We start from the raw sequence: 15,441 nt of genomic DNA on the forward strand, positions 1-15,441 counted from the left end.
TTTTGTGTTTAGGGTAAAATAATAGAGAGTGGGAAAGTGACAACAATAAATAATAATATTCTAAAAGTAGCAGTAGGTATGGCTATGCTATCGAGTGTGCCGTCAGTGGCAAACGCTCATGGTTGGTCTGAATTTCCAAGCGCACGTCAGAACACGTGTTACGAGCAAGGCGGGGTTTGGTCAGGTACACCACCAAATGCTGCATGTGCTCAAGCAAAAGATATTTCTGGTTCATACCCGTTCGTTCAACGTAACGAGTACGCGAAAAATATCCAAGATTTCAACAACATCAATGCTGTAAAAGCGGCGATTCCTGACGGCACTTTATGTTACGCCAATGATTCGCAAAAACGCGGCATGGGTGCACCTCATACAGGCTGGACTCGAACCGAACTAAGCACAGGTACATTTGAATATGTATTCAATGCGACAGCGCCACACAACCCTTCTTTCTGGGAGTTCTACCTAACGAAACCAAACGCAGACCTGAGCAAAGGCCTAGCGTGGGGGGACTTAGATCTTATCCAAGAAGTGGGGAATGTACCTGTAAGCGGTGGCAAATACCGTATCAACGTGACGATTCCTTCAGACCGCTCTGGCGACGCAATCTTATACGTACGTTGGCAACGTGACGATGCCGCGGGTGAAGGCTTCTACAACTGTTCTGACATCACTATCGCGGGTGGTACAACCCCTCCACCAGAGCCAGGTCCTGAGCCTGATCTCGTACGTGGCGACCTATTCATTTCAGAAGGTTTTGGTACTCCACAAGTTGGCGACACCGTTAAGTACGACATCATCAACAAGTATGGTGAAGTAGCGCGAAGCTTCGACATCGTCATTGATGCTTCAAACGTTAACGATTGGGCTCGTTTGTTGGCTTCAGAAATTAACGGCTGGCACGAAGAGTTTAAGGATGGCGCGATCTTCATTGGTGACTGGCACGCTGAAATGCAGCACTACATGTACTTCCAAAATGATTCTTCACGCAACTTCTTCAACTCAAAAGATAGCCGTGCTTCTGGTCAGTTAACGCTGATTGATGGTGGCGACGGTGGTGTTGAACCATTGAAAGGCGACATCTACGAGCTAGTGAAGAGTGACAACGTAGTGAATGCTGGCGACAAAGTTGTGATTGCAACAAGCGAAGCGGCAAATCTAACTCAGACACAAGGCTCTGCAGTAAGCATTCAAAACAATGGCACGGATTCTATCGTAGTTGATACCACTGGCATCACTGCAAACAAAACTCTATCGTTTATGGCTAGCTCGATTGAAAGCGACAGTGTTGAAACCTTCACGTTTGAAGTAATTGCCGATGACGGTGGCGTAACACCAGACCCAGATCCAACGCCGGATCCTGATCCGACTCCAGACCCAGGCACGTGGGACTCATCAGCAACTTACCTAGGCGGTGAAGTAGTAACGTACTCAAACCAGTCTTGGAAAGCACAGTGGTGGATTCAAGGTGGTATAAACCCTAAAGCGACCTACGAAAATGATCAGTGGGGCGTGTGGCGTCCAGCCAACTAATCTTAATTAGCGTTAGTTAGTTAGTTAGCTTTAAAGTAATAACCAAGGCACCACACTTTATTGACGAGTGTGGTGTCTTTTCTTATGGGAGAAATAAACAAGTCGACCGTGAAGAGAATTGCGTTTAGGGTAGGGCTTTGGTTTACCTCGAATGCTCAGTTCACCTCGAATGCTTTGAATATCGGGAGTTCGGGAAGCTTAAGCGCACTGGATAAGAAAGAACTTTTTGATGAAAAAATCACAGATACTCGCCAATACAATCAAGAATCAGATAGAGCAAAATATTTGGTTGAGTGGTGAGAAGATCCCATCAATTAGAGATGCATGTAAGCGCTATAAACTCAGCATAGAGACGGTTCTGCAAGCCTATCAGCAGCTTGAAGACCAAGGCTATGTTCGCTCAAAACCAAAGTCTGGTTATTTCGTGTTACCGCGCAGAAATGTATTCGTTTCGGATCATTCAAAACAAAAAGCCATCAAGCCGTATCCCGTTAAAATCAGTGACCTGCTTTACGATGTGCTCCAACGAGCCAAAGACCCTAGCATCATTCCACTTAGCTCGGCATTCCCAGACCCTGCTTTGTTTCCGCATCAAGCATTGTCACGCAGTTTAGCTAATGCCAGTCGTCAAGTGCCCGACAACAGTATGCTCACCAATTTACCTCCAGGCAGTGAAACACTTCGCAGGCAAATTGCCCAACGTTATCAAGTTCAAGGTTTGAACGTACTGCCAGACGATATTGTGATCACGTCTGGGGCGATGGAGGCACTTAACTTATGCCTGCAATCCTGTACCGAACCGGGTGACTTGGTCGCTATCGAGTATCCTGCGTTCTATGGTGTGTTACAGACAATTGAAAGACTAAACCTCACTGCCGTAGAGATTCCAACAGACCCAACAATAGGGATTGATTTAGATGTGTTGGAGTCGGTGTTCGCTTCAATGGACATCAAAGCGTGCTGGTTCATGACAGAATCGCAAAACCCTGTTGGCTATTCGATGAGTGATGGAAACAAGCAGCGATTGGCCGAGTTGGTGAACCAACATAAGATCCCGATGATCGAAGACGATGTGTATCGAGAGCTTCACGTCGGTAATCAAAGCTCTTTGCCTGCTAAAGCCTATGACACTGGCGAGCAAATCATGTTGTGTGGTTCGTTTTCCAAATCATTGTCGCCCGGCTTTCGAATCGGTTGGGTAGTTGCAAGGAAACAAGCGCTAAAGATTCAGAGATTGCAGCACCTTTCGACACTCTCCAGCAGTATTCCGATTCAGCTTGGCTTGTCTCACTATCTGACATTTTATAGTTATGACAACCATCTTAAAAAACTTCGCAAGCTTTTGAATGAAAGGAAGAAGGCGCATATAGCATTGTTAGAATCCAGTTTGCCTAAGAGTGCTCTGATTCATAAAAGCCAAGGTTGCTACTTCATTTGGATAGAACTGCCGCACTCTGTTTGTGTTGAGAAGCTGTATGAGCTAGCCCTTGAACAAAACATCTCTGTCGCACTGGGAATCATATTCAGCAGTGACAAAAAGTTCTCTCATCACATTCGACTCAACTGTTCGTATGCTTGTGACGACAAAATAGCAGAAGCCATTCGAACGCTAGGCGGCTTGATTCAGGCAATGGAATTGCAAGCCAATAGTTGCAGCTAAACTCTGACTAGTCGTTCGTCTAATAAGTAAATCTGTTCTGTTTTTTAATAATCAATCTGTTCTAGTTTGGTTCGTGAGAACTGTGCTGAAATACGCTCCAATTCTTAATATGAAAGCCATCATTATGATGTTTGGAGCTTAAATGTTTGATGTAGTTGAATTGTCGCGTTTACAGTTTGCGCTAACCGCTATGTTCCACTTTCTTTTCGTCCCTCTGACTATCGGTATGTCGTGCTTACTGGCGATCATGGAGTCGATCTATGTACTCACCGGTAAACAAATCTATCAAGACATGACCCGCTTCTGGGGCAAACTGTTCGGCATTAACTTTGCCTTGGGTGTCACGACCGGTTTAACCATGGAATTCCAGTTTGGCACCAACTGGTCTTATTGTTCTCACTATGTCGGCGATATTTTCGGTGCACCTTTAGCCATCGAAGCGCTTGTCGCGTTCTTCCTAGAATCCACCTTTGTTGGATTGTTCTTCTTCGGTTGGGAAAGGCTATCGAAACGCCAACACCTTGTGGTGACTTGGCTGGTGGCTCTGGGTTCGAGTTTTTCTGCACTGTGGATTTTGGTTGCCAATGGTTGGATGCAAAACCCGATTGGATCAGAGTTCAATTACCAAACTATGCGTATGGAAATGACCAGTTTTGCAGAAGTGGTGCTTAACCCTGTCGCGCAAGTTAAATTCCTGCATACCGTGGCCTCAGCGTATACCTGTGGCTCGATGTTTATCCTTGGTGTGAGCTCTTACTACTTGTTGAAAGGGCGAGACGTTGCTTTTGCAAACGTTCGTTTGCTGTTGCAGCTTCGTTCGGCATTGCTTCTATTATCTCGGTGATCGTATTAGGTGATGAGTCGGGCTATGAACTGGGTGACGTTCAAAAAGTGAAACTCGCTGCAATTGGAGCGGAATGGCATACAGAACCTGCACCTGCGGCGTTTACCTTGTTTGGATTACCAAACCAAGAAGAGGGCAAAACCGACTTCGCGGTCAAAATCCCTTATGTGATGGGAATTATTGCAACGCGATCTTTGGATGAGCAAGTCACTGGTCTTCATGACCTACGTGACCAGCACCTCGTCCGTATTCGTAACGGAATCATTGCTTATGAATTGCTAGAGCGTTTGCGATCTGGTGATACCTCACATGAGACAGAACGAGCTTTCGATCAAACTAAGCACGATCTCGGCTATGGCTTATTGCTTAAGCGTTACACCGATACCGTAACCGATGCGACTGAACAGCAAATCCAACAAGCGGCAGATGATTCCATTCCAACAGTGTGGCCACTTTTCTGGTCATTTCGAATCATGGTGGGTTGTGGCTTCATTATGTTGTTTGTCTTTGGTGCGGCCTTCCTGCAAACCTACCGTAAAAACATTACGCAAAAGCCTTGGTTACTGAAAGCGGCGCTATGGTCAATTCCATTACCTTGGGTTGCCATTGAAGCTGGCTGGTTTGTTGCGGAATACGGCCGTCAGCCTTGGGCAGTAGGTGAAATTCTTCCTGTGACCGTCGCGGCTTCTTCTCAAACCGTTGAAAACCTGCTTACGTCTCTTGCTCTCATTATCAGCCTATATATCGTATTTATCATTGTTGAAAGTTACTTGATGATTACCGTTGCTAAAAAAGGCCCAAGCAGTTTAAAAACGGGTCGCTATCACTATGAACAAAATACAACTTCACTTGAAGCCAAATTGGCACAACAAGTTCAACAATAAGGTGACTGACTCATGTTCGAATATGACACATTGCGTTTAATTTGGTGGGTTCTGATTGGTGTACTGCTGATTGGTTTTATGATCACCGATGGTTTTGATATGGGAGTGGGGGCGTTGTTACCGTTTATTGGTAAAACGAACGCTGAAAGACGAGTCATGATTAACTCTATCGCGCCCCATTGGGACGGCAACCAAGTGTGGTTAATTACCGCAGGTGGTGCGTTGTTTGCGGCTTGGCCTCTGGTTTATGCGACATCGTTTTCAAGCCTTTATGTGGCGATGTATTTGGTGCTTATTTCATTGTGGTTGCGTCCTTTGGCGCTTGAGTATCGAGCAAAGATCGACAGCGATCAGTGGCGACAAGTATGTGACTTGGCAATTTCGTTCTCAGGCTTCTTCCCTCCTATCTTATTTGGGGTGGCGTTTGGCAATTTGATGCAAGGCTTACCTTTTACGCTCAATAACTTCATGATGGTTGAGTACCATGGTTCGTTTATCGATTTGATCAACCCCTTCGCGCTTTTGTGTGGTCTAGTCGGGTTATTGATGGCGCTGTTACAAGGCAGTGCGTGGTTGATGATGAAAACCACAGACGCAGTGTACAAAAAAGCAAGAACGGTGACGCAGGCGAGTGCGGTACTTATCGCTTTCCTCATGGTGATTGGCTGTATGGCGATAAACCATATTGACGGGTATCTGATAGTCAGTGCTATGGATCATAGCTCGGCTTCGAATCCTTTGAACAAAGAAGTCGTCACACAAGCAGGCGCTTGGTTAATCAACTTCGATACGTACCCTTGGATGTGGTTTGCACCGATCGGCAGCGTGACCATTCCACTACTGGCTTTAATTGGGGCAAGGTTGAAATGGGATGCGATTGCTTTTATTAGTTCAAGCCTGACTAATGCTTGCATCATCTTAACGGCGGGTTTCTCGATGTTCCCGTTCATTATCCCGTCTAGCGTTAACCCGAGTAATAGCCTAACGCTGTGGGATTCAACATCGAGCGAACTGACCTTGAACATCATGACAGGCGTGGCGTTTGTGATGGTACCTATCATTCTGTGTTATACCGCGTTCAGTTATCGAACCATGTTTGGACGACTCGATAGTGAGTATGTCGAACGTAATGGCCATTCACTGTATTAAGGAGTTTTTCATGTGGTATTTTGTTTGGATATTAGGCTTATTCCTAGCCTCTGCATTTGCAGTTTTGAATGTCATTAGCTTAGAGAAAAGTGACTCAGAAACTGAGTTATGATTGACGCTTTAATTCATAAAAAGACCAGAAGCATGATGCTCTGGTCTTTTTTATACCTTTAAATCATGGTTATGCTGCTTTATTAGTTAGTGGCACAAAATGGTAAGACCCGAATCGAGTGAATGACTAGAATTATCTCAAACGAAACAAGTGAATTAGGGCGGATTCTAGTCACTTTATCTTATTCGAATGGATGCTTTGAAAGCTCGAAAGAGGATTATTTTATGTACGAACTCACACTGATTCTAAGCCTAATGATGGGTGGCGCTGACAGCACAGCAGAAATGGAAGTTAACACCCAATTTACGACCCTTGAGCAATGTAATGAAGAAGGCGCAGCGCTAGCTGAGAAGCTAAATGCAACAGACCTTAAAGTCATGCAAGTTCAATGTGAGCGTGATTAACTAGATCAAGATTAACCAGAACAGAATCAGTTAGATCATGATGAACCAAAGCTAACTAACTCCATAGATTTGGCGGCGTGGGCACACCCGAGGTGCCCATATCGAATTACCTTCAGTTTAATTAACCTTGATTCCTCAAATTTACTTCTTCAGATCATCCACATACATTCCCCACATCAGCGCCAATAAAAACAATTTCATCTAACCTATTGTTAAATATTTACTATTTGATAGTGTGTCTAGGTGCACATTAAGGATGTGTTTCATATTTAGCGATGAAAATAGTAGGAGTTGCGATGAGTATTATAGTGAGACGGTCTGAACCGTCAGATGCAAAGGGAATCAAAGAAGTTTACGAATGCACTAATGCTTATACCGGTACGCTGCAACTCCCAAATCCATCTCTGGAAAGCTGGCAAAAACGAATCTCTAATATGCCTGATAACGTGTACTCGTATGTCGCGATGATCGACGATGAGATTGTTGGCAACTTGGGAATGGAAGTGTGTGTGAATCCAAGAAGACGACATGTTGCTTCATTTGGTATGGGTGTTAAAGACGATGTGTTAGGCAAAGGTGTGGGTAGTCAACTGCTCGCAACAGCAATCGATTTGTGTGATAACTGGATTAACATCAAACGACTTGAGCTAACGGTCTATACCGATAACGAAAGAGCGATCAGCCTGTATAAGAAATTTGGCTTCGTGATTGAAGGGGAGTCAGCAGGATTTGCCTTTAGAAACGGCGAATATGTAGCGGCTTATCATATGGCGCGACTGGTATAGCACTTAGCTACTATTAACACACAGCTACGATTAACACAGTTAGAATTGACTGACAGATAATAAAACGCCACGTTATTTAAACGTGGCGTTTGCTATTTTGGTGCGCTGGTGCTTTAAAGAGCTACAGCCATAACCTTAGTTCAGTCGTAAACTTAGTTAAGCCGTTAGTGGCTCAAGGTTCGCAGGGCGGTAGTGTACAGATTTTAGTACTTTACCTTGGCGAACTGTCTTGCCTTCAGATACGAAATCTTCCGCACACTTAGCGATGATGTATTCGCCTTTTTGAACCGCCATCAGTTTGATGTTTTGCTCAGCATAGAAAGCTTCTGTTGCAGCGTATTCAGTTTCGTTGCGACATACTTTGCTCATGTTGCTTGAGTGTACTTCGTCCCAGCAAGGTAAGAAGTCAATTGAGCGGTTTTTAGAAACATTCAATAGCAGGTCGATCAGGTAGCTGATTGCTAGATTGTCTTCAACCTTAGCTTGGCCAAGGTGAACCAGACGCCCCATCAAAACGTAAACGCTGTCTACAATAGCGTCCGCTTGTTCGATTTTTGAGTCAGCTTCTGCAAGTTCTGTTAGTTCTTCGATCGCTAGAGAGGTATGTAGCGTATCGCCTTTTTCGTCCATTGTTTCTGGAGCAGCAACAGGCAGATCAAAAGTACTGCGGAACTCTTCAATGTCGCGGTAAAGGTGATCGTAGATTTCTTGGCTTAGTTGAGAAAGGTTCATTTTCCTATCCATTCTGTTTCGTTAATGGGGTATTTTACCAAAGCTGGGAATAGGGTGCTAACGCAAAGTCGAAGAAGTCGACTTTTATTCATTGGACCAATGAGGTATTTTGCATACAAACCAATTGATTATTGTGTTTTATTACCCTTTACTCTTCTTAATATACCAAATATTGATGTTGTCATTAAACTCGGCAGCAGTGGGATCCCAGTTATGAACCAAGCCAGTGAAAGTGAAATTGTGATACGCCGCTTGTATCAAATCACCAATGATTATCGAAAGGGCTTCGATAGTCAGATCGCTCAGCTGCTTATCATGGGGCTTGAACGCTTCAACCTAGATATTGGAATCTTATCCAAAGTCGACGGTAATACTTACTTCGTTGAACATTGTGTGACACCTGAAGAGGTTGAGCTCAATAGTGGAGATACCTTCGATTATCGTTCTACCTATTGTGAAATTACTTGTAAATCTATTGGTCCTACCTGCATAGAACATTGCGGCAAACACGATAAGTACGCGACTCACCCTGCCTACCAGTCTTTTGGTTTGGAATCGTACATTGGTATTCCTATCTTCGTTAATGATGAGCTTTATGGCACCTTAAACTTTTCAAGCCCGGCTCCCTATCATCGTGAGTTCAAAGAGTTCGATATCGACGTTATGAGGTTAATGGCCTCATGGATCGAAGTGGAACTGGTTAGAAGACAGCAAGAACGAAAACTCAAAGAGCTGAATGAGAAGTTAGAGTACCAAGCTATGTACGATCCTCTGACACACTTGCCGAATAGACGTTGCTTGTTCAAAACGTTGAACGCAGAAGTGGAGCAGTTAAAAGGTTCTTTAGGTAAAGGAACCTTAGCGGTTGTCGACATCGATTTCTTTAAACAGGTTAATGACACTTATGGTCATCAAATGGGTGATGTTGTATTAAAGAAAGTGGCGAACGTGCTGAGCAATAACACTCAAGAGGGTGAGTTTGTGGCGCGCTTTGGTGGCGAAGAGTTCATTCTTTGGTATCCAAATAAAACACCAAGTTGTGTTGAAGATAAGTTCATGACTCTTTTGCAAGAGATGAAGAAAATCACACTGGATAGAAAGCCAGTCACTATATCAATCGGTGCGTGTCATTTTGAGTTGAGTACAGGGGATACCAAAGGGGAAAGAATGTCGGCGTTAGATAAGCTCATCAAAGTTGCCGATGAATGCCTGTACATTGCGAAACAAAATGGACGAGATCAGTTCATTTCTCGTCCATATCATCAAGAACGCTCAGGAATATGAGCCATCTTGTTAAGCGATTAACTGAACAGGTAAGGGAACAGTTGACGACGTTCCGCTGGTGTTAAAGATTCAACTCTCGCGATGTTGGTATCAGGAATCGCTTCAGGGTTAGGGTAGTGCTTCAACACCTTTTCCATGCTTGCTTCACGAATCAAATGGTAAACCGGATACGGAGAGCGGTTAGTCAGATTTTCATCGTCTTCTGGATCCGCACCACCAAAGCAATAGTCTGGGTGGAAGGTTGCCACTTGGTAAACGCCTTCCCAATCTTCTTGCTTGATCAACGCTTCAATCCAATCAATGAACATGTTGTAGTCGAAGAAATCTTGCAGCATGTTAGGTACAACCACCAACGTCGTCTCTAATTCTGCGACTGGCGTGTTATCTAACTCTACGAAATGCGCCATGATGTCTTCCAACAACGCTTCTTCCGTATTCGCTTCACTCACAAAGATCTTAATCTGTTTATTACGTTGTGGCTTGGCTGCGAATGGACACAGGTTTAGGCCAATAACGACATCGTCTAACCACTGTTTTACTTGGTCGTGGATGGTTTGAAGATCTGTGCTTTGAGTGTTCGACATAACAGGTTCCGAAATGAAATTTTGCGTAGGATATCAGAACGGACGTCAATCAAAAGCAATAATTGAGTTACAACCTCAGTCGTACTTATGCTTGTGCGAGTTTAGAGGCCGATACTTGAAGTTGTTTTAACTGATAGACCCATGCAAATATCGCGACATAGAAGATTGAACCGCCCGCAATCACGCCATTCCAACCGAACAGTTGCCAGCAATACAAGAGTAAGAAACCACCTAAGCTCCCGCCAATGTAGTAGTGAACTAAGTAAAGTGCTGTTGCCGTCGCCTTAGCGCTTGGTGCTTTTTGACTTACCCAAGAATAGGCAAGGGTATGGGCGAAGAACGCGCCGCCACTAATCAATAACAAGCCTGCTAACATGAACGGGACTTTGTCGACGGCAGAAATTAGCATTCCGATTAAGCTAATACACACGCCCATCAATATTCCGCTTAACGGGTCAAAACGAAGTGTCCATTTGTTGGAGAGCTTAGAGCTTACCGTACCGGCTAAGTAACATAGGAATATCAGTGAAGCTAAGCCAACAGGCACTGAGTGAGGCGCAGATACAAGCCTAAAGCCCATTACTGAATACAGGTTAACGAATAGGGCGAAGTTAGCACCACCAATCAACATCGCGATCCACAAGGTACGGTTTCTTAAGTGCATCACAACCGAGCGGTTATGATGAAAGAACAACCCTTTTTGAGGTTTGAAGTTTTGTTGGTCAGGCAGACTATACGCAATATAGAGAGCGCCGATTAAGGAGCCGACCACGAAAAACAATACCGTAGAGTGCCAGTCAAAGTAATCCGTGATTAAACCTCCAAGGACACGTCCGAAAATTCCACCCAATGAGTTGGCTGCAATATAACCGCCGATCGCGACTGCGAATGCTTTGGGTGATAACTCTTCGACCATATAGGCAACCGCCACGCCCGCAAAAGCAGCGACTGCGATTCCCATGAATGCTCTGGCAATAACAAGTTGTAGTAGAGTGGTTGTGAACACCATGCTCACTCCAATCAAAGGAATAGCGAACAGACTGAACAGAATAATGGGTTTTCGACCAAAGGTTTCAGAAGCGATTGCCCAAGGCACCAAGCTAATCGAAAGGCCAAGTGTTGTCGCGGCAAACAGCCAGTTGATTTGAGTTTCAGATACTTGGAAGTGCTCCGCCATGTGCGGCAAGATAGGCTGAAAGAGGTAAAGGTTACAGAAAATGATAAATGAACCAATCGCCAATGATTGGGTGATACGTTTGTATTGAGGACTGCCTTTATCAAACATTGACGTTGTGCCTGCGCAAGTTAGTAAGCTATTTGTGAACAAGTTATCAGTACAGGTTCGATTAAAGAAATATATTAAAGATATCGCCTCCATATATAAAATATATCGCCATGCTTGAATCAAAACCTCTTCGACATTTTCTGGCTGTTGCGCAGTTTGGTAACTTCACTCAGGCCGCCAAAGCGCTGCACATCGCACAGCCTGCATTGAGTATTTCCATTAAAAAGCTAGAACAGACACTTGAGTTGATTTTATTCCGTCGTGGAGATAAATCCGTCACTTTAACGGAGGAGGGCAAAGTACTGTTTGAGCATGCGAAGCGAATCGCCCAGCAGTTTGATGATGCTCAGCTCGCGATGAATGAACTAAAGGGACTAGAAAAAGGTGAGGTTCGATTAGGCGCTCCAAGTATGATGGGCAGTTACTTTTTCCCCCAAGTCGTGATGGCATTTAAAAGCCAATACCCAAACCTAAAGTTGACCTTGATTGATGCTGGCACCGCATCGATTCGTGAAATGCTGTTAAACGGCGAACTCGATATTGGTGTAATTAATCATGAGAACGTCCCTGATGATTTGGAAACGGATCATCTGTTAAGTTCTGAGATGGTCGCCGTTGTCGGTAAGGAGCATCCGCTAGCACAACAGCCTTCGATGACCTTTGAAGAATTCTTTGCTCAAGAGTTGATCATGTTCAAATCGGGCTATTTCCACCGTGATTTTATCGATGCGACCTGTAAGAAGTACGATCTTGACATGACCATCGCGTTTGAAACCAACTTGCTCCCGATGATTCTTTCTATCGTTAAACAAGAGTTTGCGATCACCGCGCTGTTGAGCTTAGTGACAGAATATGAAAAAGACGTGATAGGCGTGCCATTTAAAGATCCTGTAAAACTGAATCTATCGTTGGCCTGGAGAAAGGAAGGGTATTTGTCGAAAGCCGACAGAACCTTTATTGATTTCGTTAAGCGATATGTGTGATTTAGTAAGATTTAAATAAACAAAGCCCGCACATCCTTGGTTGGATCTGCGGGCTTTGTTGTATAGAAGTATGACTGGCTCAAAACACGTTAGGTGTTCTTTGAGTTATACATCTTATCGAAGTTTTTCTGATTCCAGCCGACCATCACTTGGTCACCGATTTTCAGCACAGGGATAGAGCGAGCACCCATCGCCTGTAATTCTTTACGGCCACGCTGCATTTTTGCATTCGTTAGGCGATATTCAATTTTCTTCGAATCCAAATAGCGTTGTGCATCTTTACAGTGCGGGCATTTGTCTGCGACGTACAATACAACACGTTTCATTTTTACAATCTCTTTTTGAGTGTAGCTCTTGGTGAATCTCGCTAAAGTGTAACGAATCCTAGGTGATTAGAAAAGTGTGATCAGTTACACTATGCGGCTCAATTTTCAAGACCACAACATATTGTCGTGGTGTAACTTGTACGGTCTTTCAGCATGCATCCTTCTTTACGCTATATTCAAGGCTACCCGAAGCACATTCTCGACCCGGTAACTCAACTTGTTGAATCAGGTAAATTGGTGCCGTGGTTTGAAGCTCGCTACCCAAAGAATCATGAAATCAAAAGCGAGAAAGCCCTGTTTGACTATGCGATTGAGATTAAAAATCGCTACATGAAAAAAACGCCACCGATCAGTAAAGTGATTTACGACGGCAAGATACACCTAATTAATAATGCATTAGGTCTGCACTCTTACGTCGCGAAGAATCACGGTGGAAAGATCAAATCGAAGAACGAGATTCGTATCGCCAGTGTTTTTAAAAATGCACCAGAACCTTTGCTGAGAATGCTGGTGGTGCATGAACTGGCGCACATCAAAGAGAAAGAACACGACAAAGCCTTTTACCAACTATGCTGTCACATGGAGCCGGAATATCATCAACTTGAGTTAGATGCCCGTTTATTCATGATGTATTTAGACTTAAAGAAGTAGCCCAATGAGCCAATCACAAAATAGAACTACGCTAAGCCTGTCGAAAAACAGTACCTCATCAACAAAAACAAAAGACAACCAAGCTGATCAAGGTAACCGTAAGCACGGTGATATTAAGCCAAATGCAGGCAAGCCAAGCAGCGACAAGCGTATTTCTACAAAGAACACATCAGACCGCAAAAACAGTGCTCCCAAAGGTGCTGACAACAAAGCAAAGCGACCTTTTGCAAAAGATAACAAAGGTAAACCGGGTGCGAATAAAGGATCATCGAATAAGGGTTCTTTCAATAAAACTGCTTTTAACAAAAACGCAGCCCAGAAAAGACGCTCGGCTGAAAAACCTCAAGGTGGATTGCACCCAAGAAACCAACATACAGGTCGCTATAACTTCGAGTTATTGGTTGCAGCATTGCCTGAGCTAAAAGAACACCTGATCAAGAACCCGGTGGGCGAAGACACCATTAATTTCTCTGATCCATTAGCCGTTAAGCTACTTAACAAGGCTTTACTGGCGCATCACTATGGCGTTAAGCATTGGGATATTCCTGCTGGCTACTTGTGCCCGCCAATTCCTGGCCGTGCAGACTACATTCACAGAGTGGCAGATATCCTTAATAGCGATGGCCAAGGTGAACCTTATAATCATGCTTCTGTGAAAGCACTAGATATTGGTGTTGGTGCAAACTGTATTTACCCAATCATTGGTGCGACAGAGTATAAGTGGCGCTGGACAGGTACTGATGTCGATTCAGTCTCCATCAAAACAGCGAACTTCATTGCGGAAAGTAACCCTAATCTAAAAGGTAAGATTCGAGCTCGCCTGCAAGCCGACTCAGAATCTATCTTTAAGGGCGTGATTAAGGATAATGAACGTTACGATGTCACAATTTGTAACCCTCCATTCCATAGCTCTCTAGAAGAGGCGGAAAAGGGATCACAACGTAAACTGGATAACCTAGCGGCAAACCGTGCTAAGAAAGCCGGCCAGTCGTTCAAGCCAGAAACGAACAAGAAGCCAGTTAAGTTAGACAAATCAACTAAGCAAGAGAAACCAACCTTAAACTTTGGTGGCCAAAAGTCTGAACTTTGGTGTCCGGGTGGTGAAGCAGCTTTCATCATGAAAATGGCGAGAGAGAGCCAGCTTTTTGCTACTCAAGTATTGTGGTTTACGACATTGATTTCTAAGAAAGACAACGTTGATATGGTTCGTTCAGAGCTTGGCAAGCTGAGAGCTAAACAAGTAAAAGTGGTTGAGATGTCACAAGGCCAGAAGGTGAGTCGCTTTATCGCATGGACCTTTATGGACGACGAACAAAGACAAGAGTGGATTGCGCTTAAATAACAGACTGTACTTAGTTAAGATATTGAGCTGAAATTACTAACGGGCTTGTTGTTAACGCAACAAGCCCGTTTTTTATATCTATCGCAACGACTCTAAGCTTAGTTAGTCTTAAACGGAGAGCAGTTCGTCTAATTTACTTTGGTATTTCTGTTGAAGTGCACGGTTACCCGCCTTCTTTTCGAGTTCGACCAAGATTTGAAGCGATGGAATTTGATAGCCATAACGTTGGTGGAATTTGAATAAGCGGAGCCTAGCGTCATTGTATTCGGCCTCACTGACTTCAATTTTAGAAAGCTGTAGTACGGATCTAGCTCGATTTGGGTCGTGGTCAATCGCACGAGAGAAGTAGTATTTTGCTTGCTCGACCTCTCCGGCCTTAAACGCGCAGAATGCGGCATTTTCATAACTTGCAGAGACGAGATAATAATAGGGTTGGTCGATGGCACGGTTAAAGTATTTATCGGCTTGCTCGTATTCGCCCTGTTTACACAAGAATGTACCGTAGTTGTTCAATACATTGCCGTTTCTTGCGTCTAACCTCAGCGCTTTCTTATAGGCGTCTCTTGCTTCGTCAACTTCCCCAACTTGTTCGTAATAGTGCGCAATGGAAAGGCGAGCTCGATAGTAGCTAGGTGCGTGTTTGATGGCGAGTTCTAGGTTCTCACGTGCTCTCACCATATTCCCTTGTCCCATATAACCCAAACCTAATTCAATACGAGATTCAGACATCGCAATAGGGTCGCTTTCGATCTTTGGCGGTCCTTCAGTGACAGAAACACAACCGACCAACGAAAGAGAGGCGAGTAGTATCAGGTTCGATAACGAAAGGGGGCGGGATAACGAAATAGGTTTAGATAATAACGGCTTGGCGGGCATGTGAAGC

The 15,441-nt window shown here is 44.2% G+C and carries 15 protein-coding genes and 1 pseudogene; 11 read left to right on the forward strand and 5 right to left on the reverse strand.

The window, feature by feature from the left end; all coding sequences use genetic code 11:
* The first annotated feature begins 78 nt into the window (after positions 1 to 78).
* The 7 genes and pseudogenes from AC3CHU_RS07215 (at position 79) to AC3CHU_RS07245 (ending at position 7,371) form a co-directional block, all read left to right on the forward strand.
* Entirely contained in the window at positions 79 to 1,533 is a 1,455-nt protein-coding gene (locus AC3CHU_RS07215) for a lytic polysaccharide monooxygenase (protein ID WP_488525475.1), read from the forward strand.
* 229 nt (positions 1,534 to 1,762) lie between these two features.
* Positions 1,763 to 3,193, forward strand: a complete 1,431-nt coding sequence (locus AC3CHU_RS07220; protein WP_488525351.1) for an aminotransferase-like domain-containing protein — start codon at positions 1,763 to 1,765, stop codon at positions 3,191 to 3,193.
* Positions 3,194 to 3,383: 190 nt separating this feature from the next.
* Positions 3,384 to 4,921 (forward strand): annotated as a pseudogene (locus AC3CHU_RS07225) (cytochrome ubiquinol oxidase subunit I).
* A 12-nt stretch (positions 4,922 to 4,933) separates the two neighbouring features.
* Positions 4,934 to 6,070, forward strand: coding sequence for a cytochrome d ubiquinol oxidase subunit II (cydB, locus tag AC3CHU_RS07230; RefSeq protein WP_488525352.1), 1,137 nt, complete (start codon positions 4,934 to 4,936; stop codon positions 6,068 to 6,070).
* Positions 6,071 to 6,080: 10 nt separating this feature from the next.
* The gene (cydX, locus tag AC3CHU_RS07235; RefSeq protein ID WP_017109819.1) at positions 6,081 to 6,182 is read left to right on the forward strand and encodes a cytochrome bd-I oxidase subunit CydX; all 102 of its coding nucleotides are present in this window, start codon (positions 6,081 to 6,083) and stop codon (positions 6,180 to 6,182) included.
* A 224-nt stretch (positions 6,183 to 6,406) separates the two neighbouring features.
* A complete protein-coding gene (locus AC3CHU_RS07240) occupies positions 6,407 to 6,586 on the forward strand; it encodes a hypothetical protein (RefSeq protein WP_017095358.1) in 180 nt (59 codons plus the stop codon).
* 296 nt (positions 6,587 to 6,882) lie between these two features.
* Entirely contained in the window at positions 6,883 to 7,371 is a 489-nt protein-coding gene (locus AC3CHU_RS07245) for a GNAT family N-acetyltransferase (RefSeq protein WP_017109820.1), read from the forward strand.
* Between the two features lie 156 nt (positions 7,372 to 7,527).
* Here the strand turns inward: AC3CHU_RS07245 and AC3CHU_RS07250 are convergent, their stop codons facing one another.
* The gene (locus tag AC3CHU_RS07250) at positions 7,528 to 8,103 is read right to left on the reverse strand and encodes a nucleoside triphosphate pyrophosphohydrolase family protein (protein ID WP_488525353.1); all 576 of its coding nucleotides are present in this window, start codon (positions 8,101 to 8,103) and stop codon (positions 7,528 to 7,530) included.
* Between the two features lie 213 nt (positions 8,104 to 8,316).
* On the opposite strand from AC3CHU_RS07250, the gene AC3CHU_RS07255 reads away from it, so the two are divergent.
* Positions 8,317 to 9,387, forward strand: a complete 1,071-nt coding sequence (locus AC3CHU_RS07255) for a sensor domain-containing diguanylate cyclase (protein ID WP_488525354.1) — start codon at positions 8,317 to 8,319, stop codon at positions 9,385 to 9,387.
* Between the two features lie 17 nt (positions 9,388 to 9,404).
* Here AC3CHU_RS07255 and AC3CHU_RS07260 read toward each other — a convergent pair whose 3' ends face one another.
* Both AC3CHU_RS07260 and AC3CHU_RS07265 read right to left on the reverse strand, forming a co-directional pair.
* Positions 9,405 to 9,971 carry a DUF1415 domain-containing protein gene (locus AC3CHU_RS07260; RefSeq protein ID WP_171312903.1) on the reverse strand — a complete coding sequence of 189 codons (567 nt, stop codon included), beginning with the start codon at positions 9,969 to 9,971 and terminating at the stop codon, positions 9,405 to 9,407.
* Between the two features lie 85 nt (positions 9,972 to 10,056).
* Positions 10,057 to 11,256, reverse strand: coding sequence for an MFS transporter (locus tag AC3CHU_RS07265; protein ID WP_488525355.1), 1,200 nt, complete (start codon positions 11,254 to 11,256; stop codon positions 10,057 to 10,059).
* A gap of 110 nt (positions 11,257 to 11,366) precedes the next feature.
* On the opposite strand from AC3CHU_RS07265, the gene AC3CHU_RS07270 reads away from it, so the two are divergent.
* Positions 11,367 to 12,239 (forward strand): LysR family transcriptional regulator, encoded by an 873-nt coding sequence (locus AC3CHU_RS07270; protein WP_017066171.1) that lies wholly within the window; start codon positions 11,367 to 11,369, stop codon positions 12,237 to 12,239.
* 89 nt (positions 12,240 to 12,328) lie between these two features.
* On the opposite strand, the gene AC3CHU_RS07275 is transcribed toward AC3CHU_RS07270, so the two are convergent.
* Positions 12,329 to 12,565, reverse strand: coding sequence for a glutaredoxin family protein (locus tag AC3CHU_RS07275; RefSeq protein ID WP_004734934.1), 237 nt, complete (start codon positions 12,563 to 12,565; stop codon positions 12,329 to 12,331).
* Positions 12,566 to 12,718: 153 nt separating this feature from the next.
* On the opposite strand from AC3CHU_RS07275, the gene AC3CHU_RS07280 reads away from it, so the two are divergent.
* Both AC3CHU_RS07280 and rlmF read left to right on the forward strand, forming a co-directional pair.
* Complete coding sequence (locus AC3CHU_RS07280) at positions 12,719 to 13,216, forward strand: YgjP-like metallopeptidase domain-containing protein (protein WP_004734935.1); 498 nt, start codon at positions 12,719 to 12,721, stop codon at positions 13,214 to 13,216.
* 4 nt (positions 13,217 to 13,220) lie between these two features.
* Complete coding sequence (gene rlmF, locus AC3CHU_RS07285) at positions 13,221 to 14,558, forward strand: 23S rRNA (adenine(1618)-N(6))-methyltransferase RlmF (RefSeq protein WP_488525356.1); 1,338 nt, start codon at positions 13,221 to 13,223, stop codon at positions 14,556 to 14,558.
* 108 nt (positions 14,559 to 14,666) lie between these two features.
* Here rlmF and pilW read toward each other — a convergent pair whose 3' ends face one another.
* On the reverse strand, positions 14,667 to 15,434 hold the full coding sequence (gene pilW / locus AC3CHU_RS07290; RefSeq protein ID WP_488525357.1) for a type IV pilus biogenesis/stability protein PilW: 768 nt from the start codon (positions 15,432 to 15,434) through the stop codon (positions 14,667 to 14,669).
* Between the last annotated feature and the right edge of the window lie 7 nt (positions 15,435 to 15,441).

The sequence above is a fragment of the Vibrio sp. QJM3NY_39 genome (genome assembly GCF_057785895.1).

Coding starts and splice junctions, on each gene's coding strand:
- AC3CHU_RS07215 (WP_488525475.1), top strand. CDS start 79: ATGGCTATGCTATCGAGTGTGCCGTCAGTGGCAAACGCTCATGGTTGG.
- rlmF (WP_488525356.1), top strand. CDS start 13,221: ATGAGCCAATCACAAAATAGAACTACGCTAAGCCTGTCGAAAAACAGT.
- AC3CHU_RS07250 (WP_488525353.1), bottom strand. CDS start 8,103: ATGAACCTTTCTCAACTAAGCCAAGAAATCTACGATCACCTTTACCGC.
- AC3CHU_RS07255 (WP_488525354.1), top strand. CDS start 8,317: ATGAACCAAGCCAGTGAAAGTGAAATTGTGATACGCCGCTTGTATCAA.
- AC3CHU_RS07245 (WP_017109820.1), top strand. CDS start 6,883: ATGAGTATTATAGTGAGACGGTCTGAACCGTCAGATGCAAAGGGAATC.
- cydX (WP_017109819.1), top strand. CDS start 6,081: ATGTGGTATTTTGTTTGGATATTAGGCTTATTCCTAGCCTCTGCATTT.
- AC3CHU_RS07270 (WP_017066171.1), top strand. CDS start 11,367: ATGCTTGAATCAAAACCTCTTCGACATTTTCTGGCTGTTGCGCAGTTT.
- AC3CHU_RS07220 (WP_488525351.1), top strand. CDS start 1,763: ATGAAAAAATCACAGATACTCGCCAATACAATCAAGAATCAGATAGAG.
- pilW (WP_488525357.1), bottom strand. CDS start 15,434: ATGCCCGCCAAGCCGTTATTATCTAAACCTATTTCGTTATCCCGCCCC.
- AC3CHU_RS07260 (WP_171312903.1), bottom strand. CDS start 9,971: ATGTCGAACACTCAAAGCACAGATCTTCAAACCATCCACGACCAAGTA.
- cydB (WP_488525352.1), top strand. CDS start 4,934: ATGTTCGAATATGACACATTGCGTTTAATTTGGTGGGTTCTGATTGGT.
- AC3CHU_RS07240 (WP_017095358.1), top strand. CDS start 6,407: ATGTACGAACTCACACTGATTCTAAGCCTAATGATGGGTGGCGCTGAC.
- AC3CHU_RS07280 (WP_004734935.1), top strand. CDS start 12,719: ATGCATCCTTCTTTACGCTATATTCAAGGCTACCCGAAGCACATTCTC.
- AC3CHU_RS07275 (WP_004734934.1), bottom strand. CDS start 12,565: ATGAAACGTGTTGTATTGTACGTCGCAGACAAATGCCCGCACTGTAAA.
- AC3CHU_RS07265 (WP_488525355.1), bottom strand. CDS start 11,256: ATGTTTGATAAAGGCAGTCCTCAATACAAACGTATCACCCAATCATTG.